The sequence below is a fragment of the Microbacterium hydrocarbonoxydans genome (assembly GCF_000956475.1).
Lineage (GTDB): Bacteria > Actinomycetota > Actinomycetes > Actinomycetales > Microbacteriaceae > Microbacterium > Microbacterium hydrocarbonoxydans_A.
This window is the reverse complement of the sequence record NZ_JYJB01000010.1, coordinates 121,294-145,668: the sequence shown is the minus strand read 5'-3', so window position 1 is coordinate 145,668 and position 24,375 is coordinate 121,294. Positions and strand designations below refer to the sequence as shown.

At 67.7% G+C, this 24,375-nt stretch carries 25 protein-coding genes and 2 tRNA genes; 4 read left to right on the top strand and 23 right to left on the bottom strand.

What is annotated here, in order from left to right:
• Positions 1–11: 11 nt before the first annotated feature.
• From RS84_RS13235 to RS84_RS13220, 4 genes are all read right to left on the bottom strand, one after another.
• Positions 12–608, bottom strand: a complete 597-nt coding sequence (locus RS84_RS13235) for an ATP-dependent Clp protease proteolytic subunit (protein ID WP_045258296.1) — start codon at positions 606–608, stop codon at positions 12–14.
• An 81-nt stretch (positions 609–689) separates the two neighbouring features.
• Positions 690–1,196 carry a tetratricopeptide repeat protein gene (locus RS84_RS13230; protein ID WP_235281493.1) on the bottom strand — a complete coding sequence of 169 codons (507 nt, stop codon included), beginning with the start codon at positions 1,194–1,196 and terminating at the stop codon, positions 690–692.
• 71 nt (positions 1,197–1,267) lie between these two features.
• Positions 1,268–2,752, bottom strand: a complete 1,485-nt coding sequence (tig, locus tag RS84_RS13225; RefSeq protein WP_045258295.1) for a trigger factor — start codon at positions 2,750–2,752, stop codon at positions 1,268–1,270.
• Positions 2,753–2,831: 79 nt separating this feature from the next.
• A tRNA-Pro gene (locus RS84_RS13220) sits at positions 2,832–2,905 on the bottom strand.
• 94 nt (positions 2,906–2,999) lie between these two features.
• On the opposite strand from RS84_RS13220, the gene RS84_RS13215 reads away from it, so the two are divergent.
• Positions 3,000–3,070 (top strand) — tRNA-Gly (locus RS84_RS13215).
• Positions 3,071–3,124: 54 nt separating this feature from the next.
• The gene (locus RS84_RS13210; protein ID WP_045258294.1) at positions 3,125–4,321 is read left to right on the top strand and encodes a hypothetical protein; all 1,197 of its coding nucleotides are present in this window, start codon (positions 3,125–3,127) and stop codon (positions 4,319–4,321) included.
• Between the two features lie 54 nt (positions 4,322–4,375).
• Here the strand turns inward: RS84_RS13210 and RS84_RS13205 are convergent, their stop codons facing one another.
• The 16 genes from RS84_RS13205 to RS84_RS13130 all read right to left on the bottom strand — a co-directional run bounded on the left by RS84_RS13205 (position 4,376) and on the right by RS84_RS13130 (position 20,165).
• Entirely contained in the window at positions 4,376–4,729 is a 354-nt protein-coding gene (locus RS84_RS13205) for an RNA polymerase-binding protein RbpA (RefSeq protein ID WP_045258293.1), read from the bottom strand.
• A complete protein-coding gene (gene secG, locus RS84_RS13200; RefSeq protein WP_045258292.1) occupies positions 4,729–4,977 on the bottom strand; it encodes a preprotein translocase subunit SecG in 249 nt (82 codons plus the stop codon). The genes RS84_RS13205 and secG overlap by 1 nt, the downstream gene beginning before the upstream one ends.
• Before the next feature lie 84 nt (positions 4,978–5,061).
• Positions 5,062–5,853 carry a triose-phosphate isomerase gene (gene tpiA / locus RS84_RS13195; protein ID WP_045258291.1) on the bottom strand — a complete coding sequence of 264 codons (792 nt, stop codon included), beginning with the start codon at positions 5,851–5,853 and terminating at the stop codon, positions 5,062–5,064.
• Positions 5,844–7,058 carry a phosphoglycerate kinase gene (locus RS84_RS13190; protein WP_045258290.1) on the bottom strand — a complete coding sequence of 405 codons (1,215 nt, stop codon included), beginning with the start codon at positions 7,056–7,058 and terminating at the stop codon, positions 5,844–5,846. Before RS84_RS13190 ends, tpiA begins: the two co-directional genes overlap by 10 nt.
• 11 nt (positions 7,059–7,069) lie before the next feature.
• Positions 7,070–8,080 carry a type I glyceraldehyde-3-phosphate dehydrogenase gene (gap, locus tag RS84_RS13185; RefSeq protein ID WP_045258289.1) on the bottom strand — a complete coding sequence of 337 codons (1,011 nt, stop codon included), beginning with the start codon at positions 8,078–8,080 and terminating at the stop codon, positions 7,070–7,072.
• A gap of 98 nt (positions 8,081–8,178) precedes the next feature.
• The gene (locus RS84_RS13180; protein WP_045258288.1) at positions 8,179–8,805 is read right to left on the bottom strand and encodes a superoxide dismutase; all 627 of its coding nucleotides are present in this window, start codon (positions 8,803–8,805) and stop codon (positions 8,179–8,181) included.
• 183 nt (positions 8,806–8,988) lie between these two features.
• Positions 8,989–9,966, bottom strand: a complete 978-nt coding sequence (whiA, locus tag RS84_RS13175) for a DNA-binding protein WhiA (RefSeq protein WP_045258287.1) — start codon at positions 9,964–9,966, stop codon at positions 8,989–8,991.
• 68 nt (positions 9,967–10,034) lie between these two features.
• Positions 10,035–10,907 carry an RNase adapter RapZ gene (gene rapZ, locus RS84_RS13170; RefSeq protein WP_045258286.1) on the bottom strand — a complete coding sequence of 291 codons (873 nt, stop codon included), beginning with the start codon at positions 10,905–10,907 and terminating at the stop codon, positions 10,035–10,037.
• Positions 10,908–10,937: 30 nt separating this feature from the next.
• Positions 10,938–12,845 carry an excinuclease ABC subunit UvrC gene (gene uvrC, locus RS84_RS13165; RefSeq protein ID WP_045258285.1) on the bottom strand — a complete coding sequence of 636 codons (1,908 nt, stop codon included), beginning with the start codon at positions 12,843–12,845 and terminating at the stop codon, positions 10,938–10,940.
• Positions 12,845–15,733: an excinuclease ABC subunit UvrA gene (gene uvrA, locus RS84_RS13160; protein WP_045258284.1), complete on the bottom strand. Its 2,889-nt coding sequence runs from the start codon at positions 15,731–15,733 to the stop codon at positions 12,845–12,847. Before uvrA ends, uvrC begins: the two co-directional genes overlap by 1 nt.
• Positions 15,734–15,774: 41 nt before the next feature.
• Positions 15,775–16,287, bottom strand: a complete 513-nt coding sequence (locus RS84_RS13155) for a hypothetical protein (RefSeq protein ID WP_045258283.1) — start codon at positions 16,285–16,287, stop codon at positions 15,775–15,777.
• Complete coding sequence (locus RS84_RS13150; RefSeq protein WP_045258282.1) at positions 16,284–17,543, bottom strand: DUF58 domain-containing protein; 1,260 nt, start codon at positions 17,541–17,543, stop codon at positions 16,284–16,286. Before RS84_RS13150 ends, RS84_RS13155 begins: the two co-directional genes overlap by 4 nt.
• Positions 17,540–18,505, bottom strand: a complete 966-nt coding sequence (locus tag RS84_RS13145) for an AAA family ATPase (RefSeq protein WP_045258281.1) — start codon at positions 18,503–18,505, stop codon at positions 17,540–17,542. Before RS84_RS13145 ends, RS84_RS13150 begins: the two co-directional genes overlap by 4 nt.
• Positions 18,502–18,969 (bottom strand): hypothetical protein, encoded by a 468-nt coding sequence (locus RS84_RS18725; RefSeq protein ID WP_152641828.1) that lies wholly within the window; start codon positions 18,967–18,969, stop codon positions 18,502–18,504. Before RS84_RS18725 ends, RS84_RS13145 begins: the two co-directional genes overlap by 4 nt.
• Positions 18,966–19,700, bottom strand: a complete 735-nt coding sequence (locus RS84_RS13135) for a DUF4129 domain-containing protein (protein ID WP_045258280.1) — start codon at positions 19,698–19,700, stop codon at positions 18,966–18,968. Before RS84_RS13135 ends, RS84_RS18725 begins: the two co-directional genes overlap by 4 nt.
• A 9-nt stretch (positions 19,701–19,709) precedes the next feature.
• Positions 19,710–20,165, bottom strand: a complete 456-nt coding sequence (locus RS84_RS13130) for a MarR family winged helix-turn-helix transcriptional regulator (RefSeq protein ID WP_152641827.1) — start codon at positions 20,163–20,165, stop codon at positions 19,710–19,712.
• 44 nt (positions 20,166–20,209) lie between these two features.
• Between RS84_RS13130 and RS84_RS19620 the strand changes: the two genes are divergently transcribed.
• On the top strand, positions 20,210–20,479 hold the full coding sequence (locus RS84_RS19620; protein WP_082062189.1) for a hypothetical protein: 270 nt from the start codon (positions 20,210–20,212) through the stop codon (positions 20,477–20,479).
• Here RS84_RS19620 and RS84_RS13125 read toward each other — a convergent pair.
• Together RS84_RS13125 and uvrB are read right to left on the bottom strand one after the other, a co-directional pair.
• Positions 20,465–20,797, bottom strand: coding sequence for a TfoX/Sxy family protein (locus tag RS84_RS13125; protein ID WP_045258278.1), 333 nt, complete (start codon positions 20,795–20,797; stop codon positions 20,465–20,467). The two genes, RS84_RS19620 and RS84_RS13125, sit on opposite strands and share 15 nt — an antisense overlap.
• 16 nt (positions 20,798–20,813) lie before the next feature.
• Positions 20,814–22,886 (bottom strand): excinuclease ABC subunit UvrB, encoded by a 2,073-nt coding sequence (gene uvrB / locus RS84_RS13120; RefSeq protein WP_045258277.1) that lies wholly within the window; start codon positions 22,884–22,886, stop codon positions 20,814–20,816.
• A gap of 110 nt (positions 22,887–22,996) precedes the next feature.
• On the opposite strand from uvrB, the gene RS84_RS13115 reads away from it, so the two are divergent.
• Positions 22,997–23,605 (top strand): DUF4126 domain-containing protein, encoded by a 609-nt coding sequence (locus RS84_RS13115; RefSeq protein ID WP_045258276.1) that lies wholly within the window; start codon positions 22,997–22,999, stop codon positions 23,603–23,605.
• Here the strand turns inward: RS84_RS13115 and RS84_RS13110 are convergent.
• Positions 23,584–24,366: a GNAT family N-acetyltransferase gene (locus RS84_RS13110; protein ID WP_045258275.1), complete on the bottom strand. Its 783-nt coding sequence runs from the start codon at positions 24,364–24,366 to the stop codon at positions 23,584–23,586. The genes RS84_RS13115 and RS84_RS13110 overlap by 22 nt on opposite strands.
• Positions 24,367–24,375 lie beyond the last annotated feature (9 nt).

Below are 24,375 nucleotides of genomic sequence, written 5' to 3'. Positions count from 1 at the left end.
TCTCTTTCCGCTTACTTCGAGTCCTGCTCGGTGCCGCCGCCGCCGACGACGTCGGAGGCCGATTCGCGGATGTGGTCGACGAAGCCGTACTCGAGCGCCTCCTGGGCTGTGAACCAGCGGTCGCGGTCTCCGTCGGCGTTGATCTGCTCGACCGTCTTGCCGGTCTGCGCCGCGGTGATCTCGGCGAGGCGGTTCTTCATCGAGGTGATGAGCTGCGCCTGAGTCTGGATGTCGCTCGAGGTGCCGCCGAAACCGCCGTGCGGCTGGTGCAGCAGCACCCGGGCGTTGGGGGTGATGTAGCGCTTGCCCTTGGTGCCGGCAGTCAGCAGCAGCTGGCCCATCGACGCGGCCATGCCGATGCCGACCGTGACGATGTCGTTCGGGACGAACTGCATCGTGTCGTAGATCGCCATACCCGCGGTGATCGAGCCACCCGGCGAGTTGACGTAGAGGTAGATGTCCTTCTCAGAGTCTTCTGCGGCGAGAAGAAGGATCTTCGCGCAGATCTCATTGGCGTTCTCGTCACGCACCTCTGAGCCCAGCCAGATGATGCGATCCTTCAGCAGACGATCGAAGACGCTCGTCGCGAGGAGGGGTTCTGCAGCCATGTCAGCTCCTGATTCCGTGTTTCAGTGATTCGAATCTACCGGCGACAACGCGGCGTTCAGGTCGTGTTCGCCGTCGGCATATCAAGCGTCGGCATCGGCGATGTCGTGCGCGTAGGCCGTCATCGATCGGTGGTACCGGGGAAGGTGCGGAACCAGTGCGAGAAGCGCGACGGAGAGCCCCTGCGCAGGGCGCCCTGCACTCGCGAGGATGAGCGCATGAACGGCCGCCACAGCGTCACGATAGGGACCATCTGCCGAGAGCTTCTCCTCCGTGCGGATCACGTCCAGCGCGGCGTCGAACTCACCGAGGTTGCGCAGTGAGCTCGCGAGCTGGATGACCGCCTGCGGCCGGTGCTCCTCGTCGAGACCGAGTTCCAGCGCCCGGCGGTACAGCGGCACCGCCTCCTCCGGCCGCCCGGCCGAATCGCGGGCGCCCGCCCGCTCGAACTCCGCACGGGCGTCGTCCGCGCCTCGTTCTGCGGCGAGTGCGTCGATGCGCGCGATGATCTCGGCGCCGACCTCCTCGCCGGACGCGTCGGCCCAGACCTCGTCGATCCGCTGGTCCCAGCTCTTCATCTGTTCGGGCATGGCTTCCTCCTCTTTCACGAGAAAGGGGCGGATGCCGCAGCATCCGCCCCTTCCACAGTGATCGTGTTCGATCACTCAGCCTTGTCGGCGGCCTTCTTGGCCGGAGCCTTCTTGGCTGCGGGCTTCTTCGCGGCCGGCTTCTTCTCAGCGGCAGGCTCGTCGGCGGTGTCGGCGTCAGCCTTCTTCGCCGGGGCCTTCTTGGCCGGAGCCTTCTTCGCGGCGGGCTTCTTCTCCTCGACCGGGGCCTGCTCGGCCTCGGTCTCGGCCTCAGCCTCGTCATCGGTCACGATGAAGTCGCTCAGGTCCACAGCCTTGCCGTTGGTGTCGACGACCTTGACCTTGCCCAGGGCGATCGCGAGCGCCTTGTTGCGGGCGACCTCGCCGACAAGCGCGGGCAGCTGGTTCGAGGACTGCAGCGCCTCGACGAACTCCTGCGGCGCCATGCCGTACTGCGCCGCCGACTGGATGAGGTACTGCGAGAGCTCGTCCTGCGAGACCTGCACGTCGGCCTGCTCGGCGATCGTGTCGAGCAGCACCTGGGTGCGGAACTGCTTCTCGCTGGCCTCGGTGACCTCCGCGCGGTGAGCGTCGTCCTCGAGACGGCCTTCGCCCTCGAGGTGGTTGTGCACCTCGTCCTCGATCAGCTGCGGCGGCACGGGGATGTCGATCTGCTCGAGCAGCGTCTCGACGAGCTTGTCGCGCGCCGCCGACCCCTGCGTGAAGACGCTCTGCTGCGCGACGCGCTCGGCAAGGCTCGCGCGGAGCTCGGCGATCGTGTCGAACTCGCTGGCGATCTGCGCGAAGTCGTCATCAGCCTCGGGAAGCTCGCGCTCCTTGACCGCCTTGACCGTCACGGAGACCTCGGCCTCGGAGCCGGCGTGGTCGCCGCCCACGAGCGACGAGCGGAACGTGGTGTCCTCACCGGCAGTCAGCGACTCGATCGCGTCGTCGATGCCCTCGAGCAGCTCGCCCGAGCCGACCTCGTAGGAGACGCCCTCGGCGCGGTCGATCTCGGCGCCGTCGATCGTTGCGACGAGGTCGAGTTCGACGAAGTCGCCCTTCGCTGCAGGACGGTCGACGGGCACGAGCGTGCCGAAGCGGGCCCGCAGGCGCTCGAGCTCCTCGTCGATCGCCGCGTCGTCGGTCTCGACGGCGTCGACCGTGACCGTGATGCCGTCGTAGGAGGGCAGCTCGATGTCGGGACGCACATCGACCTCGACATCGACGAGCAGGTCGCCCGAGAAGTCCTTCTCGCTCGGCCACTGGGTGATCTCGGCCGAGGGACGGCCGACGACGCGCACCTTGTGCTCGACGGTCGCCTCGCGGAAGAACTTGTCGAGGCCCTCGTTGACGGCGTGCTCGATGACAGCGCCACGTCCGATGCGCTGGTCGATGATCGGGGCGGGGACCTTGCCCTTGCGGAAGCCGGGGATCTGCACGTCCTGAGCGATGTGCTCGTAGGCGTGGGCGATGCTGGGCTTGAGGTCTTCGGGGGTGACCGTGATGCTGAGCTTGACCCGGGTCGGGGTCAGCTTCTCGACGGTGCTGTTCGCCATGCTGGTGTGTTCTCCTTGTGATTTCCGCGCTGAATCGCGGCTGTCAGGCTTGTGAAGCTGTCAGGCTCGTGAAGCCGTGTCGGGGCGACAGGAGTTGAACCTGCGACCTCCCGCTCCCAAAGCGGGCGCTCTACCAAACTGAGCTACGCCCCGGGGAATCCGCACGCAGATTCAGCCCCGAAGAGTCTAACGGACATGAGCACCCTTGTTCGTCCGCTATAGTCGTTTGAGTCCGGTTCGCCGGTTCGGGGGTGTAGCTCAATGGTAGAGTCTCAGTCTTCCAAACTGATTGCGCGGGTTCGATTCCCGTCACCCCCTCACTCAGATCAGGTCCTCGCTTTCCAGCGAGGACCTTTTCACTAGGGAGGATGCGTGGTTGATCCGAACAGCGCACCGCATGGCGATCACACACTGCCCTCTCGCTTCTCCGGGGCGTCCCAGATCGTCCGCACGGCCCGTCGGCGTCGCAGGTGGCCGGTCGCGGCCGTCCTCGCCGTTCTGATCGTCGGCGGCGTGTTCGCAGGACTGCAGCTCGCCGGCAACCTCGGCTACGACGACACGGCAGAGCAGTTCTCGACGCAGGCCGATTCGACGAGATCGATGCTCCTCGAGGTGCGCGGGTCCACGACCGAGCTCAGCACTCTGAACGACGCGGCGACTCAGCTGGTCGGTGGAGATGCCAGCGATCTCGTGCCCGCCGAGACGGAAGACGCCCTGACGACCGCGACGGGAGAGGCGCAGAGCGTCCTCTCCGAGGCGGCCGATGTCGTCGACACCGAGATTCCTGAGCAGGGAGAGAAGCCCGGCTGGTTCTGGGAGCTGTTCGCAGCATCCGATCACCTCTCCGAAGACCGCGAGGACCTCGCGGCTCTCGAAGACGATCTGGAGGAGGCGTCTCCTCTGGTCGAGAAGGCCGGTTCCGCGGTGTCGGATGCCGGGCTCGCGCTGCTCTCCTCCGCCGCGACGGCCGCATCGTCTTTCGAGGCTGCGCACATCTCGGCGAAGAACGATGCCGTGATCGCACTGAGGGAGTCGGCGACCGATCTCGCCGGCGTCACAACCATCGATCAGGACGCGGTGGCATCGTTCGCCGATCTTCAGGACGCGGCCGCGCAGGTCATCTCCTCCGAACAGGTGGAACTCGCCGAGAAGGCCGGGCCGCTGCTGGAGAACCGCCTGGCGATCGAGGCGTTCGCCAGATCTCTGGCTCCCGGCGTCCTCCTCGAGTTCGACTGGAACCGGATCGTCAACGGCGTCGGAGACAACGGGAGCATGGGCGGGCTCACCACGTGGTGGTGGTCGACACCCGGGCACGCCGTGATCGAGCTCTCCAACTCGGTCGCCGAGCAATGGCCCTCGATCACGAGCAAGTCGCTGGTCGCCCACGAGGTCGGGCATGCGATCAGCGTGAAGTGTCAGGGCATGTACGACGCCTCCACCCAGGACAGCATCGAGAAGTGGGCCACGGCCTGGGCGATCAGCATGGGGTACACCGACGATGCGAACGGGGTGTGGGCGTACGGCTATCCGCCCCAGTCGTACATCGACGCGGCAGCCGGATGCCGGTGACGACACGAAGAAGCCGCCGAGACCTGACGGTCATGGCGGCTTCTGTGCGTGGTCTTACTGACCGCGACGCTCACGCAGCTGCGTAAGGGCGTCTTCGAGAAGCTGAACGGCTTCCTCGTCGGTGCGACGCTCCTTCACGTAGGCGAGGTGCGTCTTGTACGGCTCGGTCTTCGCGAGCGCAGGAGGGTTCTCCTTGTCGCGACCGGCCGGCAGGCCAGACTGCGGGTGATCGATGATCTCCGGGATCTCCTCGTCGGGCAGGCCCGCAGCGAAGTATCGGACCGTCTCGTTGCCGAGACCGTCCCAGTAGGAGACCGCGATGCGGTCAGCGTGGTAGCCGTGGTCCTGCTCCCCCATCGGGCCGGAGCCGACGCGGGTGCCCCTGATCGCGTTTCCGCCGGTAGCCATCAGATCACCTCGAACTTCGTGATGAGGCCGAGCGCGACGATCGACACGAACCAGATCAGGGCGAGGATCACCGTGAAGCGGTTGAGGTTGCGCTCCGCGAGACCCGACGAGCCGACGGCCGTGGACATGCCACCGCCGAACATGTCGGACAGGCCGCCGCCGCGGCCCTTGTGGAGCAGGATGAGGAGAGTCAGCAGGACGCTGGTGATGCCCAGCAGCACCTGCAGGACGAACTCGAGAATTTCCACGAGGAAGAAGCCTTTCGCCGGGGCGGGATAGCCCCCGTAACGGTCAAGTATACGGTGTGGCGGGGCCGGAGCCCCGCCACACGCTCATACGCCTACGTGCTTCTCGAAGCGGATGATCGCCGCGAACTCGTCGACCACGAGACTTGCTCCGCCGACCAGAGCGCCGTCGACGTCGGGCTCGCGCATGAAGCTGGCGATGTTCGCCGACTTCACCGATCCGCCGTAGAGGATGCGGGTGCGCGCGGCAGCCTCGTCGCCGAGCTTCGCTGCGATGACGGCGCGAAGAGCGGAGCACACTTCCTGAGCCTGCTCCGGCGAGGCCACCTGACCGGTGCCGATCGCCCAGACCGGCTCGTAGGCCACCACGATGTCGTCCGAAGCCGAGACCGCGCCGAGTGCGGTCTCGAGCTGAGCGATCGAGACCGCGGTGGGCCCGGACTCCTCGCGCTGGGCCAGTGTCTCGCCGACGCAGATCACCGGCACCAGGCCGTGCTTGAGCGCCGCCTTCACCTTGGACGCGACGACCTCATCGGACTCCGAGTGGTACTCACGACGCTCCGAGTGGCCGATGATGACGTACTTCGCATCGAGCTTCGCGAGGAACGCGCCAGACACCTCACCGGTGTACGCACCCGAGTCATGCGCCGACAGGTCCTGCGCGCCGAGCGCGAAGGGGATCTTGTCGGCGTCGATCAGAGTCTGCACGCTGCGGATGTCGGTGAAGGGCGGGAACACCGCGACCTCGACCGAGCCGTCCTCGTGCTTGGCGTCCTTCAGAGTCCAGTGCAGCTTCTGCACGAACGCGACCGCCTGCAGGTGGTCGAGGTTCATCTTCCAGTTGCCCGCGATCAGCGGGGTCCGATTCGCTACGCCCATCCGAGCACCTCCAGGCCGGGTAGTTTCTTGCCCTCGAGGAACTCGAGGCTGGCGCCGCCGCCGGTTGAGATGTGGCCGAAGCGGTCGTCGGCGAAACCGAGCTGGCGAACGGCCGCCGCCGAGTCGCCGCCGCCGACGACGCTGAGTCCGTCGACCTCGGTGAGCGCCTGAGCCACTGCCTTGGTTCCGGCTGCGAACGCAGGGAACTCGAACACGCCCATCGGGCCGTTCCAGAACACCGTCTTCGAGCCGCGGACGACCTCGGCGAATCGCGCCGCGGTCTCGGGACCGATGTCGAGGCCGATGCCGGCCTTGCCGAAGGCTGTCGACTCGATCGCATCCGCCGCCACGACCTCGTGCGCCGCATCCGCCGCGAACTTCTCTGCCACGACCACGTCTGTCGGGAGCACGAGCTCCACGCCGCGCTCCGCCGCCTCGGCGATGTAGCCGCGGACGGTGTCGAGCTGGTCCTCTTCGAGCAGGCTCGAGGCGACCTCGTGGCCCTGCGCCTTGAGGAAGGTGAACAGCATCCCTCCGCCGACCAGGATCCGGTCGACGCGAGGCAGCAGGTGCGAGATCACGCCGAGCTTGTCGCTGACCTTCGAGCCGCCGAGCACGACCGCGTACGGACGCTCGGGCTTCTCGGTGAGGCGGTCGAGTACGTCGAGCTCGGCGGCGATCAGCAGACCCGCCGCCGACGGGAGCAGCTGGGCGAGGTCGTAGACGCTCGCCTGCTTGCGGTGCACGACGCCGAAGCCGTCGGAGACCAGCACATCACCGAGCTCTGCGAGCTGTGCCGCGAACGCGGCGCGCTCGGCGTCGTCCTTCGCGGTCTCCCCTGCGTTGAAGCGCAGGTTCTCGATGACGACGACCCCGCCGTCCTCGAGGGCGGCGACAGCATCCCTCGCCGACTCGCCGACCGTGTCGCGCGCGAACGCGACCGGGGCGCCGAGCAGCTCGGACAGCCGCTGGGCCACCGGCTCCAGGCTGTACTGCGGGTCGGGCGCGCCGTCGGGGCGGCCCAGGTGCGAGCACACGACGACGCGAGCTCCGGCGTTGATGAGTGCGTTGAGAGTCGGCAGCGAGGCGCGAACACGACCATCGTCCGTTATGACCCCATCCCGAAGCGGGACGTTCAGGTCACAACGGACGATGACGCGCTTGCCCTCGAGCGGACCCAGAGAGTCCAGGGTGCGCAGAGTCATGTGTCTGAGCTTCAGAGACGCTCGGCCACGTACTCGGTCAGGTCGACGAGACGGTTGGAGTAGCCCCACTCGTTGTCGTACCAGCTCGAGACCTTGACGAGGTTGCCGCTGACGTTGGTCAGCGTCGAGTCGAAGATCGAGGAGTGCGGGTTGTGCACGATGTCGCTGGAGACGATCGGGTCCTCGTTGTACTGCAGGTAGCCGACCAGGCGGCCCTCGGCGGCAGCCTTCTTGTACGCCTCGTTGACCTCGTCGACCGTGAGGTTCTCGTGGTCGGTGATCAGGGTGAGGTCGACGATCGAGCCGGTGGGGACCGGCACGCGGTACGACGAGCCCGAGAGCTTGCCGTTGAGCTCCGGCAGGACCTCTCCGATGGCCTTGGCCGCACCGGTCGAGGCCGGGGTGATGTTGATCGCGGCGGCGCGTGCGCGACGCAGGTCGCCGTGGGGGCCGTCCTGCAGGTTCTGGTCGGCGGTGTACGCGTGAGCCGTCATCATGAAGCCGCGGTCGATGCCGAACGCGTCGTTGAAGACCTGGGCGAGCGGCGCGAGGCAGTTCGTGGTGCACGACGCGTTGGAGATGATGTGGTGCGTCTCGGGGTTGTAGGTGTCTTCGTTCACGCCCATGACGAACGTGCCGTCGACGCCGGTGCCCGGTGCCGAGATGAGGACCTTCTTGGCGCCTGCCTCGATGTGCTTCTTGGCCAGCTCGGCCTTGGTGAAGAAGCCGGTCGACTCGATGACGATGTCGACGCCCAGCTCGCCCCACGGGAGGTTGGCGGGGTCGCGGTCGGCGAACGCCTTGATCTTCTTGCCGTTGACCGTGATGCTCTCGTCGTCGTAGCTGATCTCGGCGTCGAGGACACCGCCGACCGAGTCGTACTTCAGCAGGTGCGCGAGGGTCTTGTTGTCAGTGAGGTCGTTGACTGCGACGATGTCGAGGTCCGCGCCCTGTGCGAGAGCCGCACGAAGGAAGTTACGTCCGATGCGGCCGAAGCCGTTGATACCGATCTTGACAGACACTAAGGTCTCCTGATTTCTTGTGCGCGAGAGCGCGGTTTCAACTTGATTCTGGACAACGGCGTCCCGACGGGCAGAGTCCGTCGGGACGCCCGTCTTGTTTACGACAGTACCAGCAGGCCCGAGGTCTTCTCGCGGGCTGTTTCGAAGCGCTGAGCGACGTTCTCCCAGTTGGCGATGTTCCACGCCGCCTTGACGTAGTCCGCCTTGACGTTGAGGTAGTCGAGGTAGAAGGCGTGCTCCCACATGTCGAGCTGGAACAGCGGCACCGTGCCCTGAGCGGTGTTGCCCTGCTGGTCGAACAGCTGCTGGATGATCAGGCGCTGCCCGATCGAGTCCCAGCTGAGCACCGACCAGCCGGAGCCCTGGATGCCCATGGCGTTGGCCGTGAAGTGAGCCTGGAACTTGTCGAACGAGCCGAAGAACTCGTCGATCGCCGCACGCAGCTCGCCCTCGGGCTCGCCGCCGCCGTTCGGGGAGAGGTTGGTCCAGAAGATCGAGTGGTTGACGTGGCCGCCGAGGTTGAACGCCAGGTCCTTCTCGAGCTTGTTGACGTTGGCGAGGTTACCCGTCTCACGAGCCTCTGCGAGGCCATCGAGAGCTGCGTTGGCGCCGGCGACGTATGCGGCGTGGTGCTTGTCATGGTGGAGTTCCATGATCTTGCCGCTGATGTGCGGTTCGAGCGCCGCGAAGTCGTAGGGAAGGTCGGGGAGCGTGTATACAGCCATTTCGCTTTCATCCAATCCGCGCCGCGCCGCGGCGCTTGCCGATCCTCCGCGCCACCGAATGCGGTGCGGAGCAGACGCTTTTCATCCTAGTGACGACAACGCGCGCGTGGTCGGGTTCCTTCCGCCATATGACGAAGCGAGCCGGCCCCATGGGGACCGGCTCGCTTCGGACGTTGATCGGCGTCAGACGTCGAGACCCGCAGGCACAGCGGCCTCGGTTCCGGGGATGCCTTCCTGCTGAGCGCGCTTGTCCGCCATCGCGAGCAGACGGCGGATGCGCCCGGCCACGGCGTCTTTCGTCATCGGCGGGTCGGCGTGGTGGCCGAGCTCATCCAGGCTGGCATCGCGGTGCGCCAGGCGCAGCTCGCCGGCGACTCGCAGGTGATCGGGAACGTCGTCGGCGAGGATCTCGAGCGCGCGCTCGACCCGAGCGCACGCGGCGACAGCGGCCTGCGCCGAGCGGCGAAGGTTCGCGTCGTCGAAGTTCACCAGCCGGTTGACCCCGGCGCGCACCTCACGGCGCTGACGCATCTCCTCCCATGCCGCAGCTGTGCGATGCGCACCCATCTCGCTGAGGATGCTGCGGATCGCCTCGCCCTCGCGGACCACGACGCGGGGCATCCCTCGGACCTCGCGGGCCTTCGCAGCGACGCCGAGACGGTGGGCGGCGCCGACGAGCGCCATGGCCGCCTCCGACGACGGGCAGGACACCTCGAGCATGGCCGAACGCCCGGGCTCGCTGAGCGTTCCCGCGGCGAGGAAGGCGCCGCGCCAGAGTCCGGCGATCTCCGCACGCGAACCCGTGGTGAGCCGATTCGGCAGTCCGCGCACGGGCCGACGGCGCTGATCGAGCAGGCCCGTCTGACGCGCGAGCGTCTCACCGGCCGAGATGACGCGGACGGCCCAGCGGGCTCCGTCGTTCGCGGTGCTCGACTGCACCTGAGCGATCTCAGGGCGTACGCCGTAGATCTCGGCGAGGTCCTTGGCGACCCGCTGAGCGAGCACCTCGGCATCCACCTCGGCCTCGACGGCTACCCGTCCGGCGATCGAGTGCAGGCCGCCGGCGAAGCGGAGCACAGCAGTGACCTCCGAGACACGCACCGTGGGGGGTGCATTGCGGATGCTGACGAGCTCAGCCTTGACGTCGGTGGTTAGTGCCACGGGACTCCTTCACGATGACGCGTCGGATCGCGACGCAAACCTCCAGCCTACCCGGAACTGCTTCCCGGCTATTCCCTGCCCAGGTCTCTGTGACGCACGTTCACGGCGACTCCGGGGATCGCCGCGAGGCGCCGTGCCAGCTCCTCGCTCATCGCCACGGAGCGGTGCTTTCCGCCCGTGCAGCCGATGGCCACGGTCGAGTGGCTCTTGTTCTCGCGCTGGTACCCCTCGAGCACCGGCGTGAGCGCGGCCGCGTACGCGTCGAGGAATTCCGTCGCCCCCTCGCGGGAGAGCACGTACTCGCGCACGGCCTCATCCTGACCGGTCTGGCCGCGCAGCTCCTCGTTCCAGAACGGATTCGGCAGGAAGCGCATGTCGGCGACGAGATCGACGTCCGTCGGCAGGCCGTACTTGAAGCCGAAGCTCAACAGCGTCACGCGGTGACGCGCGGCGCCCTCCTCGGAGAAGAGGTCGGAGACCTGCGTCGCCAGCTGATGGATGTTGAGGGACGACGTGTCGATCACGAGGTCGGCTGCCTCACGCACCGGCGCGAGTTTCGCCCGCTCGGTGCGGATGCCGTCGAGCAGCGTGCCGTCGTCCTGCAGCGGATGGGGCCGGCGGACCGCTTCGAAGCGACGAACCAGCACGTCGTCTGAGGCGTCGAGGAAAAGGACCCTGACCGAGCCGCGGGAGCGCAGCGCGCGCGCGACACCGGGGAAGTCGTCGAAGAGGTTGCGGCCGCGCACGTCGACCACGGCCGCGATCTTCGGAAGGGCGTCTCCGCCCATGTCGGTGAGATCGAGGAGGGGACGCAGGATCTGCGGCGGCAGGTTGTCGACCACGTACCAGCCGAGGTCCTCCAGCGCGTTCGCGACCGTCGTGCGCCCGGCACCCGACATGCCTGTGACGATGAGGAACTCGCCCGTGTCCCCGTCTGCCATCGTTGCTCCTTCTCCCCCGCAGGGACCAGCCTATCGAGTGGAGAGATGCGTGTGGATGTTCTGCGCGAGCACGGGGCCGATGCCCTGAACCTTCTCGATCTCGCCCGGGTCCGCCGCGCGCAGGGCGGTGACGGATCCGAAGTGCTTGAGAAGCACCTTGATCCGCGCGGCGCCGAGGCCGGGCACCTCCGACAGCACCGAGGCGATGTCATTGCGTCGGCGCTTGCGCTGGTGCGTGATCGCGAAGCGGTGCGCCTCGTCGCGGAGCCGCTGCAGCAGGTACAGCGCCTCGCTCGTACGAGGCAGGATGACCGGGAAGTCATCGTCAGGCAGCCAAATCTCCTCGAGGCGCTTCGCGATGCCGCACACGGCGATCTCGGTGTGCCCGGAGTCGCGCAGCGCGCGCGCCGCCGCCGCCACCTGCGGCTGACCGCCGTCGACGAGGAGCAGCTGCGGCGGATAGGCGAAGCGCGGCCTGCGCCGCCCCGAGGCTTCTTCCTGGGTCTCTGATCCGTGTTCCTGGACCCCTGGGCCCGTCGAAGGGTCCTCGGCCTCCGGGCGATCGAGGTATGCGAGCCGCCGGGTGAGCACCTGGTACATCGAGTCGGTGTCGTCGGTCGTCTCGGCGATGTTGAACGACCGGTACTGATCCTTGCGGGGCAGGCCGTCCTCGAACACGACCATCGAGGCGACGACGTTCGTCCCGCCGAGATGCGAGATGTCGAAGCACTCGATGCGCAGCGGAGCATCCGTCATTCCCAGCGCATCCTGCAGATCGGTGAGCGCCTGGGTGCGGGCGACGTAGTCGCTGGTGCGTCGCGTCTTGTGACGGATCAGGGCCTGCTGCGCGTTCAGCGTCGCCGTGCGCATGAGATCGGCGCGCTGTCCGCGCTGCGCGACGGCGATCTCGACCTTCCTGCCCCTGCGCTCGCGCAGCCACTGCTCGAGCTCGGCAGCATCATCCGGCAGCACGGGCACCAGGATGCGGCGGGGAACGTCCTGCGCGTCTCCGTAGGCCCGCTGCAGCACCTGGTCGACGAGCTCGGGGCCCGTGATGTCGATCTCCTTGTCGATCGTCAGCGCTCTGACGCCGCGGACGCGTCCTCCGCGGATGACGAAATGCTGCACGGCGGCCGACAGCTCGTCCTCGGCGATACCGAAGAGGTCGGCGTCCTCATCGGCTGCGAGCACCAGGGCGCTCTTGCCGAGCACGGCCTCGATCGCCGAGAGCTTGTCGCGGTACTTCGCCGCCGCCTCGTAGTCCATGTCTGCGGATGCCGCCAGCATCCGCTTCGTCAGCTCACGGGTGAAGCGCTCGTCGCCGCCTGCCATGAAGGCGATGAAATCGTCGACCATGGCACGGTGCTCTTCGATCGTCACCGTCATCGAGCACGGCCCGCCGCACTTGCCGATCTGACCGGGGAAGCAGGGGCGGCCGGTCTGCATCGCGCGCTTGTAACTGGCGTCGCTGCAGGTGCGGATCGGGAACGCCTTGATCATCAGATCGATCGTGTCGTGCACCGCCCACACCTTCGGGTACGGGCCGAAGTAGCGCGCGCCGGGAATCCTGCGATTGCGGGTGACGATCACGCGCGGCGCCTCGTCGCCGAGTGTGACCGCCATGAACGGGTAGGACTTGTCGTCCTTGTAGCGCACGTTGAAGGGCGGATCGAACTCCTTGATCCACATGTACTCGAGCTGCAGCGAGTCGACGTCCGTGGACACGACCGTCCACTCGACGGAGGCCGCGGTCGTGACCATGCGTCTCGTCCGCTCGTGCAGCGTGCGCAGCGGCGCGAAGTAGTTCGACAGGCGCTGGCGCAGGTTCTTCGCCTTGCCGACGTAGAGCACGCGCCCGTCCGCATCGCGGAACCGGTACACCCCGGGGTCAGTCGGGATCTCGCCCGCCCGCGGCTTGTAGGGCAGCACGTCGGCCATCAGCCGGCCATCCGCGCGGCGCGCCCCTCACCCAGGATCTCGGCGAGGAACTGCCCGGTGTGGCTCTCGTCGACGCGGGCGATCTGCTCGGGGGTTCCCGTCGCGAGGATCTCGCCGCCGCCGGAGCCGCCCTCGGGACCGAGATCGATCACCCAGTCGGCCGACTTGATCACATCGAGGTTGTGCTCGATCACGATCACGGTGTTGCCCTTGTCGACCAGGCCGTTCAAGACCTCGAGGAGCTTGCGCACGTCTTCGAAGTGCAGGCCCGTGGTGGGCTCGTCCAGCACGTAGATGCTGCGCCCGTTGCTGCGCCGCTGGAGTTCGGTGGCGAGCTTGACACGCTGCGCTTCACCGCCGGAGAGGGTCGTGGCCGACTGGCCGAGACGCACGTAGCCGAGCCCGACGTCGACCAGCGTCTTCATGTACCGGTGGATCGCCTGGATCGGCTCGAAGAACTCCGCAGCCTCGGCGATCGGCATCTCGAGCACCTCGGCGATGTTCTTGCCCTTGTAGTGCACGGCCAGGGTGTCGCGGTTGTACCGCTTGCCGTGGCAGACCTCGCAGTCGACGTACACGTCTGGAAGGAAGTTCATCTCGATCTTGATCGTGCCGTCGCCCGAGCAGGCGTCGCAGCGTCCGCCCTTGACGTTGAAGCTGAAGCGTCCGGGCTGGTAGCCGCGCACCTTCGCCTCAGGCGTCTCGCTGAACAGCGTGCGAATGCGGTCGAACACTCCGGTGTAGGTCGCCGGGTTCGACCGCGGGGTGCGGCCGATCGGAGCCTGGTCGACGTGCACGACCTTGTCGAGGTTGTCGAGCCCGGACACACGAGTGTGCTTGCCCGGAACGGTGCGGGCGCCGTTCAGACGCGAGGCGAGCACCTGGTACAGGATGTCGTTGACGAGCGACGATTTGCCTGAGCCGCTGACGCCGGTGACCGCGGTCAGCAAGCCGAGCGGGAAATCGGCGTTGACGTTCTTGAGGTTGTTCTCACGCGCGCCGACGACGCTCAGCATCCGCTTCTTGTCGATCTTGCGACGCTTCTTCGGCGTCGGGATCTCGCGGCGACCGGAGAGGTACTCCCCCGTCATCGAGTGCGATTCACTCAGGAGCGCCGAATACGGGCCGGAGTACACGACTTCGCCGCCGTTGACGCCGGCGCCGGGGCCGATGTCGACGACCCAGTCTGCCGCCTCGATGGTCTCCTCGTCGTGCTCCACCACGATCAGGGTGTTGCCGAGGTCGCGCAGCTTCAGCAGCGTGTCGATGAGACGTCGGTTGTCGCGCTGGTGAAGGCCGATGGACGGCTCGTCGAGCACGTAGAGCACGCCGGTGAGCCCAGAGCCGATCTGCGTGGCGAGACGGATGCGCTGCGCTTCGCCTCCGGAGAGCGAGCCTGCCGAGCGGCTCAGGTTCAGATACGACAGCCCGACCTGCAGCAGGAAGTCGAGCCGCAACCTGATCTCGCGGAGCACCTGCGCCGCGATCTTCGCCTCGCGGTCGGTGAGGGTGAGCGTCTCCATGAAGTCGCGGGCGTCGGCGAGGCTGAGGTGGGAGACCTCGGCGATCGAGTGCCCGTGCACCTGCACGGCGAGCACCTCGGGCTTGAGGCGGTTGCCGTCGCACACCGGGCACGGCACCTCGCGCAGGTACTCGCCCCAGCGCGCACGCTGCGTGTCGGACTCGGCCTGCGCGTACTGCCGCTCGATGTAGGGCACGACGCCCTCGAAGCCGGAGGCGTAGCGCATCTCACGGCCGTAGCGGTTCTTCCACTTGACGGTCACCTTGTAGTTGTCGCCGCGGAGGATCGCATCCTGCACATCGACCCGCAGATCCTGCCAAGGGGTGTCGAGCGAGAAGTTGAGATCGGCCGCCAGCCCCTCGAGCAGACGCTCGTAGTACTGGAACAGCCCCTTGCCCTGCGTCGTCCACGGGATGATCGCGCCCTCGCGGATCGAGAGCTCCTCGTCGCCGAGCATCAGGTCGACATCCACCGACATGCGCGTGCCGAGACCCGAGCAGGCCGGGCACGCGCCGAACGGCGCGTTGAACGAGAAGGTGCGCGGCTCGATCTCGGTGAGGGTGAGCGCATGGCCGTTCGGACACGCGAGCTTCTCGGAGAACGACTGCCAGGCGTCGTCCCCCTCCGCATCGACATAGTTGACCTGCACGACGCCCCCGGCGAGGCCGAGAGCGGTCTCGACCGAGTCGGTCACGCGGCCGAGGATGTCGTCGGAGGCCACGAGACGGTCGACCACGACCGCGATGTCGTGCTTGTAGCTCTTCTTCAGCGTGGGCGGTTCGGCGAGCTGGATCAGCTCGCCGTCGACGATGGCGCGAGAGTAGCCCTTCGCCCCGAGTTCGCGGAAGAGATCGACGAATTCGCCCTTCTTCTGGGAGACGATGGGGGCGACGATCTGATAGCGCGTGCGCTCGGGAAGCTCCATGAGCTGATCGGCGATCTGCTGCACGGTCTGACGCTGGATCCTCTCACCGCACTGCGGACAGTGCGGGATGCCGATGCGCGCCCAGAGCAGGCGCATGTAGTCGTAGATCTCGGTGATCGTGCCGACCGTCGAGCGCGGGTTCCGGTTGGTCGACTTCTGGTCGATCGAGACCGCGGGGCTCAGCCCTTCGATGAAGTCGACGTCGGGCCGGTCGACCTGCCCGAGGAACTGCCGCGCGTACGCGCTCAGCGATTCGACGTAACGGCGCTGCCCCTCGGCGAAGATCGTGTCGAACGCGAGGCTGGACTTCCCCGACCCGGACAGGCCGGTGAACACGACGAGAGAGTCGCGGGGGATGTCGATGTCGACGTTCTTGAGATTGTGCACGCGGGCACCGCGAACACTGAGTTTTCCTGAGGTTGCAACGGGGACGATAGGCACTGATCAAGTCTACGAGGGGCCACGGACACTGGCTCCGCCGCTCAGTCCTCGGCGGCCTTCATGGAGGAGATCAACAGGAACACGAGCGCGAGCAGGGCCGCCGCGCCAGCCACGACGGCCCAGGGGATCACGGCGACTCCGGCCGTCGCTCCGAGCATCACGAGCAGCGTGAGCGGCTGGGCGATCGCCTGCACGACGAGGAACCGGATCAGCGTCGGACGCAGAGCTCCGACGACGACGCGCGCGCCGACGGGGACGACGAGGTTGAGAGTCGTCAGGACGTGAACCGCGTGAACGACGAACACGGCGAGCATGGTGCGTCCGAGGTCGGGCCCGGCGATCATCATTCCGATCAGCAGACAGGCAACCGAGCCCCAGGCCGCGAAAGACTGCGGCAGGGCGGCTCCGATCACGCCGAGCGCCACAGCGGCGATGAGCCAGCCGATCAGCGGCGACAGCACCGCGGCGCCGATCACGACGACCGCGAGCAGCATCGCCCGCAGCACCAGCCAGGACAGCGCGATGCCTGTGCTCACCGAGTCGTTGGCTCTCATCGTCTGGTCCTCAAGGTCGCGCGCATGTCGGCTTCCACGGCTTCGGACCAGACGAGAACGTCGACTCCGGCACCGCGCAGATCGCTGAACACGTTCTCGCGCTCGGCGAGCACGACTCGCAGTGCGATCAGCTGGCTCTTCGTGAGCCTCGAGCGATCCAGATCGGGAAGGACGTCGACCGCCACGACCCGATGCCCGCTCGCCCGCCACATCAGGGCGGTCTCAGCGGCTGCGCCCTCGAAGAAGGTGGAGAGGACGAAGATCACCGACCCGTGCGGAACCTGCGGGGTCCGACGAAATCGGGAGTCCTCATCTGCCTGGCCGACCGCGGCGATGGCCGTCTCCAGCCGCGCGAGGTGTCTCGCGCCTCCTCCGCTGCGCACCGAGCGGCCACCGTAGACGAGCACGTGCAGCGCGACGCGGTCGCCGACGCCGATCGCCGTCGTCGCGATCGATCGGGCGGCCTGCCGCGCGCGGTCGAGCGAGGTGACGCCGCTGCGCTCGAAGTCCCCGCTCCCCCACGACGCCACCGCCGCTCCGAGGTCCTCTGCGGTGTCCACGGCGATCACCACGGACGCTTCGCTCAGGGTGTTCGTGCGCCGGACGAGCAGCTCGCCCGGACGCCGCGCGAGACGAGCGGTCGCCCGCCAGTCCACGCGTCTGAGCTCGTCGCCCGGGGCGAAGGGATGGATGTCTCGGAAGTCCCCGCCCTGCCCTGGGCGCCGTCCCTCGTGGGCGCCGTGCAGTCCTGTCAGCCGTCGCGGCACCGGCACGGCATCGAGTCGCCGGCGCGAGGGAGCGATGCTGCGCGCGCTGATGACGTGCTCGGACGCCGCCGAGAGCACAGCGCCGTCGCCTGAGAACCCGCGCGCGGATGCCTGGACGGCGTTGACCGGACCCGAGTGCAGCACTCTGCTGCGAGCGATGACCGCCTCTCCGGATGCCGGGATGATGAGACGTCTGCTCCGCCGCTGCGACAACCGGACGACGAGTTGCACCGCGTCCGCCTCGCCCTCGGCCCGGATCTCCGTGGCGATCTGCCCGTCTTCGCCGGGCAGCGCCGAGAGGCTGACGACGGCATCCGACCCGCGCAGGTCTCCCCCCGCGACGAGAGCACTCCAGATCGCGAGCGGGAGGCCCACCGCGGCGATGTCGGGACGCGAGAAGAAGAGCCCTGCCGCAGCGAGCAGCACGGCTGCTCCGATGGCCACGACGAGTGTCGGGCCCCAACGGCCGCGGGCAGCGGACGTCGTCATCCGAATGCCCTCACCGTGGGCGGCACCGCGGTCCGCCCTACGACGCCCTCGACCACATCCGCGGCCGAGACGCCCTGCGCCCAGGCCTGCGGGGTCAGCGTGAGACGGTGGGCGAGGACGGGGACGGCGATGCGCTTGATGTCGTCAGGACGGACGAAGTCGCGGCCGTCGAGGGCCGCCAGCGCGCGCCCGAGCAGCACGAGCGCCAGCGAGCCGCGCGGCGACGCGCCCACCTCGACGTTGGGCGCGATGCGCGTCTCCCGGGCGAGTTCGACGCAGTAGCGCGCGATGTCGGGGTCGATGTGGATCGCCTCGACGGCCCGTTGGAGAGCGAGAAGTCGCGCCGGATCGAGCACCGGAGCGACCGCGGTCGCCTCCCGCTGCCTGGCGACCCGGTTCAGAAGGATCTGCGTCTCGCCCTCCGGAGCCGGATACCCCACGGACAGCCGCACCATGAAGCGGTCCAGCTGCGCCTCCGGAAGCGCGTACGTGCCCTCGTACTCGATCGGGTTCGACGTCGCGATGATGTGGAACGGCGGCTGCAGGGCGAAGCTGTTGCCTTCGACGGTCACCTGCTGTTCGGCCATGGCCTCGAGCATCGCGGACTGGGTCTTCGGCGTCGTGCGGTTGATCTCGTCGGCGAGAAGGAGCCCCGTGAAGATCGGCCCTGGACGGAAGACGAAGTCGCCGCTGCCGGGCGAGTAGACGTAGGAGCCGGTGACATCACCGGGGAGCATGTCCGGCGTGCACTGCAGACGTCTGAACGAGAGCCCGAGCGCTGCGGCGAGGCTGCGCGCGGCCAGCGTCTTGCCGAGGCCGGGCACGTCCTCGAACAGCACGTGCCCGCCGGCGAGGACTGTCGCCAGCGCGATCTCGAGCGGATCATCCATGCCTACCACCGCCGTGCGGACGGCGGCGAGGATCTGCGCGCCGGTCTCGGCGATCGCTGCGGGATTCGTCATTTCTTCTCCTTGATGGGCGAGAGCCGGTCGATGGCGTCGAGGGCCCGCTCGATGTCGGCGATGCTGGTGGCCCTGCCGGTGAGCCGACCCCAGAGGTCCTGGCCGAGCAGCGCATCGCAGCGGCCTCTGTCCGCAGGACGCTCCGGGTCGAGACCGATTCGCTCGAGCCGGTGACGGAGAACTGCACGCACCCGCCGTGTGATGCGCTCGCCCGCAAGCCCCGTGCGGGGATTCAGCGCCCAGGCCATGCGTGAGATCTCGGTCGCTCGGCGATCGAGATCGGCCGGTACCTGCGGCGCGTCGGCCCCGGGCTCCGCGGGGAGCGCCAGCTGCATGAGCATCGCCACGGCCGCACCGGCGAGCCCCCAGCCGATCGCGAAGACCGGCTCGACGCCGACAGCAGAGAGGCCCAGCGCTGCCACCGCAGCGACGCCCACTCCGAGCAGAGACCTCCACCAGCTCATCGCCACCCCGCCTCGATGCTCTGCAGAGCCGTTCTGGCGGCCGACCGATCGTCTTCGACGGCGACGTAGGTGCCGAATCGCACGCGCTCGTACAACCGCAGGAGGGTCTGGGCGTCGGCGGAGATCCCCGATCTGCGGGAGATGATGCGCACGGTGAACTCGCCGGGAGTCTCGCTCTGACCACGCGTGATGCCGGCGTCGGCCGCGCTCTCCTCCAACCCGATCCACGCGGCGACGATCGCATCCGCAGGAACGGCATGCCCCTCGATCTCCTCGAGCGCGCCGGCGATGCCGCGACGGATCGCCGCCTCGACGACGTGCGGCTCGACGTCGGACGGCGCATCGCCCGGCGCGAGACCGACCGCGCCTCCGTCGCGACGAGGCAAAGGCCGGTCGCGCCAGAGACGAATGAGCATCCTGATGACCCACAGGACCAGGAGCACCAGTCCCACCAGGCACAGCAGGACGAGGATGCCGAGCATGATCGCGCCGAGCACTCCGGCTACGACACCGGGCTCAGGTGGCGGCGTGGGCGTCGGCGATGGGGTGCCGCTGATCTCCGGCAGCGGTTCCGCGGGGAGCGGTTCCGACGTGCTGCTGATCGGACGGATGTTCGGCGCCCCTTGCAGCGCCGCTGCGATCATCACGACGCAGAAGAGCCCGGTGACGACGATGACGAGCCACCCGCGCTCCATGCGACGACCCGCTCGGGGATCGGGCCGTCGGTGCATCCCCTCACCCTAAGGCGTCTGGTCCCGCTCAGAGCGCCTGCCACCCGCGAATGTGGACAACCCGTCACGCAGCGCAGCGATCTCCTCGATATCCATGCCCACGGCCTCCATCACCTGGCGGGGCACCTCTACGGCGCGCTCACGAAGACGGACGCCGCCGTCTGTGAGCGTGATGTCGAGCCGGCGCTCGTCCTCCGCGCTGCGTTGCCGGGCGACGAGCCCGTCCGCCTCGAGCCGCTTGACAAGAGGCGAGGCGGTCGCGGGTTCCATCGCGAGATCCGCGGCGAGGTCGTTGAGCGTGCGCGGAGCGCGCTCCCAGAGCGCGAGCATCACAAGATACTGCGGGTGCGTGAGTCCGAGTGGCTCGAGGATGGGGCGGTAGATCGAGACGATGTTGCGCGCCGCGGTGACGACCGCGAAGCAGAGCTGATTCTCGAGCTTGAGGAGGTCATCGGATGCCGTCACGGCTCGAGTATACATAGGCACTAATCATTAGTACACTAACTAACATGTCAGCCGACTCAGATCGTCCTCCTCTTCGCGACCGCATCCGCGCGGCCGGTGGCCTCTACTCCTGGTTCAACACGAACCTGATCCGCTTCGCGGGGCCTGCGTCGGTGGGGCCGTACGAGAAGACTCCTCCCCCGAGCAGTGAGGAACGCGCCGAGCGCGCGTGTCCGCTCTGCGGGGCGCCCATGACGCAGCACGAGATCGACCGATCGGGCCCGAGAACCCTCGTGCACTGTCCTGACCCCGGGCGAGCGTCAGGCCGGAGCTGATCCGTCCTCGCGTGCGGCATCGAGCCAGAACATCAGGTCGGCGTCGTCGGCGGCGGCCGAGGCCTCGACGTCCAGCCAGCTGGGGCCCATGGTCTTCGCTCCCATCACTGCGACCGAAACGCCCGGGCGCACGAGGAGCGCCGCACCGTGCTCTTCAGACACCCGCACGAGCAGCGTGCCGCCTTTGCGCGCCCCGACGAGGATCCTGCCGTCGAGCAGGAACGCGCGCGTGCCGAACATGCGACGCTCCTCGATCTCCGGATCCGCTCCGAGAAGCGCGCGGACTCGGTCGGCGAGTTCCTCCCCGGCAGCATCCATCAGCCGATGACTCCCATCAGGCGTGACCTGCGCGCTCCATGGCGCGCAGCTCCTTCTTGAGATCCTGCACCTCGTCACGCAGGCGGGCCGCGAGCTCGAACTTCAGCTCACCCGCCGCGGCGAGCATCTGATCCGAGAGATCCTGGATCGTCGCCTCGAGCTGCTGGGCGCCTTCGGCGGCGATCCCGGTGCGACGGAGATTGGGCGTGGGCGACTTGCCTTTGCCGCTCGCCCGCCCGCGGCTCGACATCATGTCTGCGGTATCGGCGCCTTCGCGCGCCAGCACCTCGGTGATGTCGGCGATGCGCTTGCGCAGCGGCTGGGGATCGATGCCGTGCTCGAGGTTGTATGCCACCTGCTTCTCGCGGCGGCGATCGGTCTCCTCGATCGCCTTGGCCATCGAATCCGTGATCCGATCGGCGTACATGTGCACCTCGCCCGACACGTTTCGCGCCGCACGGCCGATCGTCTGGATCAGCGACGTTCCCGACCGGAGGAAGCCCTCCTTGTCTGCGTCGAGGATCGCGACCAGCGACACCTCGGGAAGGTCGAGACCCTCGCGGAGGAGGTTGATGCCGACGAGCACGTCGTAGACGCCCGCACGCAGCTCGCTGAGCAACTCGACGCGGCGCAGCGTGTCGACGTCGGAGTGCAGATATCGCACGCGCACGCCGTGCTCGCCCAGGAAGTCGGTGAGCTCCTCGGCCATCTTCTTGGTGAGCGTGGTGACGAGGATGCGCTCGTCCTTCTCGACCCGGATGCGGATCTCCTCCAGGAGATCGTCGATCTGTCCCTTCGAGGGCTTCACGATGATGTGCGGGTCGACAAGGCCCGTCGGGCGGATGATCTGCTCGACCACCCCATCGGCGATCCCCATCTCGTACTTGCCAGGCGTCGCCGACAGATAGACCGTCTGCCCGATGCGGTTCTTGAACTCGTCCCAGCGCAGCGGCCGGTTGTCCATCGCGCTCGGCAGGCGGAACCCGTGCTCGACCAGAGTGCGCTTGCGAGACGCGTCGCCCTCGTACATCGCGCCGATCTGCGGGACCGTCACGTGCGACTCGTCGATCACGAGCAGGAAGTCGTCAGGGAAGAAGTCGAGCAGGGTGTGCGGCGGCTCGCCCGGAGCGCGGCCATCCATGTGCCTCGAATAGTTCTCGATACCAGAGCAGAAGCCGAGCTGCTGCAGCATCTCGAGGTCGAACGTCGTGCGCATGCGAAGTCGCTGTGCCTCGAGAAGCTTCCCCTGCTTCTCGAACTCGGCGAGGCGCTCTTCGAGCTCCGCCTCGATCGTGCCGATCGATCGCTGGATCACATCGGTGCCCGCCACATAGTGCGATGCGGGGAAGATGGGCACGGAATCGAGCTTCTCGATGACCTCTCCCGTGAGCGGATGCAGCGAGTACAGGGCTTCGATCTCGTCGCCGAACAGCTCGATCCGGATCGCGTGCTCCTCGTAGACGGGGATGATCTCGATCGTGTCGCCGCGCACCCGGAAGTTGCCGCGCGAGAAATCGACGTCGTTGCGGTTGTACTGCATCGCGATGAACTGCCGGATCAGCGCATCGCGGTCGTAGCGCTCGCCGACCTGCAGTGCGACCATGGCCCGCATGTACTCTTCCGGCGCGCCGAGACCGTAGATGCACGACACCGTCGAGACGACGACCACGTCGCGCCGGCTCAGCAGCGAGTTGGTCGTCGAGTGCCGAAGCCGTTCGACCTCGGAGTTGATCGAGGAGTCCTTCTCGATGAAGGTGTCGGTCTGGGGGACGTACGCTTCCGGCTGGTAGTAGTCGTAGTACGAGACGAAGTACTCGACGGCGTTGTTGGGCATGAGCTCTCGGAACTCATTCGCCAGCTGCGCCGCGAGGGTCTTGTTGTGCGCGAGGACGAGTGTCGGACGCTGCACCTGCTCGACCAGCCACGCCGTGGTCGCGGACTTTCCGGTGCCGGTCGCGCCGAGCAGGACGATGTCGGTCTCTCCCGCGTTGATGCGCGCCGCGAGCTCGGCGATGGCCTGCGGCTGGTCGCCTGCGGGCTCGTACTCGCTGATGACCTCGAAGGGACGGACGCTGCGCGTGGGTTGCATACTTCCAGCGTAGGCGGGACCGCAGACATCGAGGCCGGCTGCGCTCGCTCAGTGCACCGCATCGAGGCCGGTGCGATGCGTCGAGGCGGGACGCCGCCTAGTCTGGGGGCGTGATCGAGTTCATCATCGGCACCAGTCTCGCGGCATCCGCAGGTCTCAACGCCTGGATGCCGCTGTTCCTGCTCGGTCTCGCCGACCGGTTCGTCCCTGCGGTTCAGCTGCCGGCGGGATGGTCCTGGCTGTCCAGCGACCTCGCGCTGTGGGTCGTCGGCGTGCTGCTGCTCTTCGAGATCGTCGCCGACAAGATCCCGGCTCTCGACTCCGTGAACGACGTCATCCAGAGCATCCTGCGCCCCGCGTCGGGCGGCATCGCCTTCGGAGCCGGCGCGAGTGCGCAGACCGTGGCGGTCGACGACCCCGCGTCGTTCTTCTCGACCAACGCCTGGGTGCCCGTCGTGACCGGCATCGTGATCGCGCTGGCCGTGCACATCACGAAGGCGACCGCCCGCGTGGCTGCCAATGCGACCACTGCGGGGCTCGCTGCCCCCGTTCTCAGCACCGTCGAGGACGGCGCATCCTTCCTGCTGGCCGCGGCGGCGATCGTCATCCCGATCGTGGCGGTTCTCCTGCTGATCGGCTTCGCCGTCCTCGTGATCGTCCTGCTGCGGAGGCTCTCACGTCGACGGCGCGCCGCTGCTCACGCGCGCCTCCACACGTAGGGCGTCGTGGTCGAGACCTTGAGCAGCCCTGCCCGTTCGAGGATGGGCCGGGAGAACTCCGTCGAATCCGACTGGAGATAGCGGATGCCGCGTGCCATCGCCGAACGGGCCCGCTCGGCAGTCAGCGCGCGGTAGATCCCGCGGCCGCGCCAGGATGGTTCCGTCGCCCCGCCCCATAGACCCCCGAACTCCGTGCCCGCGACGGCCTCGAGCCGCCCGGCGCAGATCACGGCGCCTTCCGCGACAGCGATCCACAGCTCGGCTCCCTCGTCGCGGCGAAGGCGTTCGATGAGGGCCTCGGCGCGCGAGCGCCAGTCGGGATCGTCGAACACCGCGCCCTGCATCTCCCCTGCTGCGAGCACCTCTTCGTCTGTCGTCGCGAGCCTGATCTCGACGCCGTCTGGCAGATCGACCGTCTGAGCGAGAAGCGTCGCCTCGCCGATCATGATCGATTCGGGTTCCTCCGGCATGAAACCGCGCGAGACCAGCGCCTCGTGCAGCCCCGGCGCGACATCGTGTCCGCGGGCCTTCCATTCGACCGAGGTCACCTCGGGTCGGGAACGGAAATGATCGAGCGCGGCGTCGACGAGTGCTCCGATGCCGACCGCATCCGCTCCGCCGAGATCCACGTAGGTGATGAACCCGCGATGCCCGCCGAAGATCGCGAGGTGCAGCGGACCGCGCCTGATCACCTCCGACGCATGAGCCGTCTCGGGGCCGCTGCGGAGCTGGGAGTCGTAGGCGTCGAGGAATCGCTGCATGTGCTCAAC

Excerpts from the sequence above, each read along its gene's own strand:
- RS84_RS13180 (WP_045258288.1), bottom strand. The coding sequence starts at position 8,805 with ATGGCTGTATACACGCTCCCCGACCTTCCCTACGACTTCGCGGCGCTC.
- RS84_RS13145 (WP_045258281.1), bottom strand. The coding sequence starts at position 18,505 with ATGACGAATCCCGCAGCGATCGCCGAGACCGGCGCGCAGATCCTCGCC.
- RS84_RS13110 (WP_045258275.1), bottom strand. The coding sequence starts at position 24,366 with ATGCAGCGATTCCTCGACGCCTACGACTCCCAGCTCCGCAGCGGCCCC.
- RS84_RS13135 (WP_045258280.1), bottom strand. The coding sequence starts at position 19,700 with ATGCACCGACGGCCCGATCCCCGAGCGGGTCGTCGCATGGAGCGCGGG.
- RS84_RS13235 (WP_045258296.1), bottom strand. The coding sequence starts at position 608 with ATGGCTGCAGAACCCCTCCTCGCGACGAGCGTCTTCGATCGTCTGCTG.
- RS84_RS13205 (WP_045258293.1), bottom strand. The coding sequence starts at position 4,729 with ATGGCTACCGGCGGAAACGCGATCAGGGGCACCCGCGTCGGCTCCGGC.
- RS84_RS19620 (WP_082062189.1), top strand. The coding sequence starts at position 20,210 with ATGTCAGCCGACTCAGATCGTCCTCCTCTTCGCGACCGCATCCGCGCG.
- RS84_RS13230 (WP_235281493.1), bottom strand. The coding sequence starts at position 1,196 with ATGCCCGAACAGATGAAGAGCTGGGACCAGCGGATCGACGAGGTCTGG.
- rapZ (WP_045258286.1), bottom strand. The coding sequence starts at position 10,907 with ATGGCAGACGGGGACACGGGCGAGTTCCTCATCGTCACAGGCATGTCG.
- RS84_RS13125 (WP_045258278.1), bottom strand. The coding sequence starts at position 20,797 with ATGGATGCTGCCGGGGAGGAACTCGCCGACCGAGTCCGCGCGCTTCTC.
- RS84_RS13150 (WP_045258282.1), bottom strand. The coding sequence starts at position 17,543 with ATGACGACGTCCGCTGCCCGCGGCCGTTGGGGCCCGACACTCGTCGTG.
- tpiA (WP_045258291.1), bottom strand. The coding sequence starts at position 5,853 with ATGGGCGTAGCGAATCGGACCCCGCTGATCGCGGGCAACTGGAAGATG.
- tig (WP_045258295.1), bottom strand. The coding sequence starts at position 2,752 with ATGGCGAACAGCACCGTCGAGAAGCTGACCCCGACCCGGGTCAAGCTC.
- RS84_RS13155 (WP_045258283.1), bottom strand. The coding sequence starts at position 16,287 with ATGAGAGCCAACGACTCGGTGAGCACAGGCATCGCGCTGTCCTGGCTG.
- RS84_RS18725 (WP_152641828.1), bottom strand. The coding sequence starts at position 18,969 with ATGAGCTGGTGGAGGTCTCTGCTCGGAGTGGGCGTCGCTGCGGTGGCA.
- RS84_RS13190 (WP_045258290.1), bottom strand. The coding sequence starts at position 7,058 with ATGACTCTGCGCACCCTGGACTCTCTGGGTCCGCTCGAGGGCAAGCGC.
- uvrC (WP_045258285.1), bottom strand. The coding sequence starts at position 12,845 with ATGGCCGACGTGCTGCCCTACAAGCCGCGGGCGGGCGAGATCCCGACT.
- uvrB (WP_045258277.1), bottom strand. The coding sequence starts at position 22,886 with ATGCAACCCACGCGCAGCGTCCGTCCCTTCGAGGTCATCAGCGAGTAC.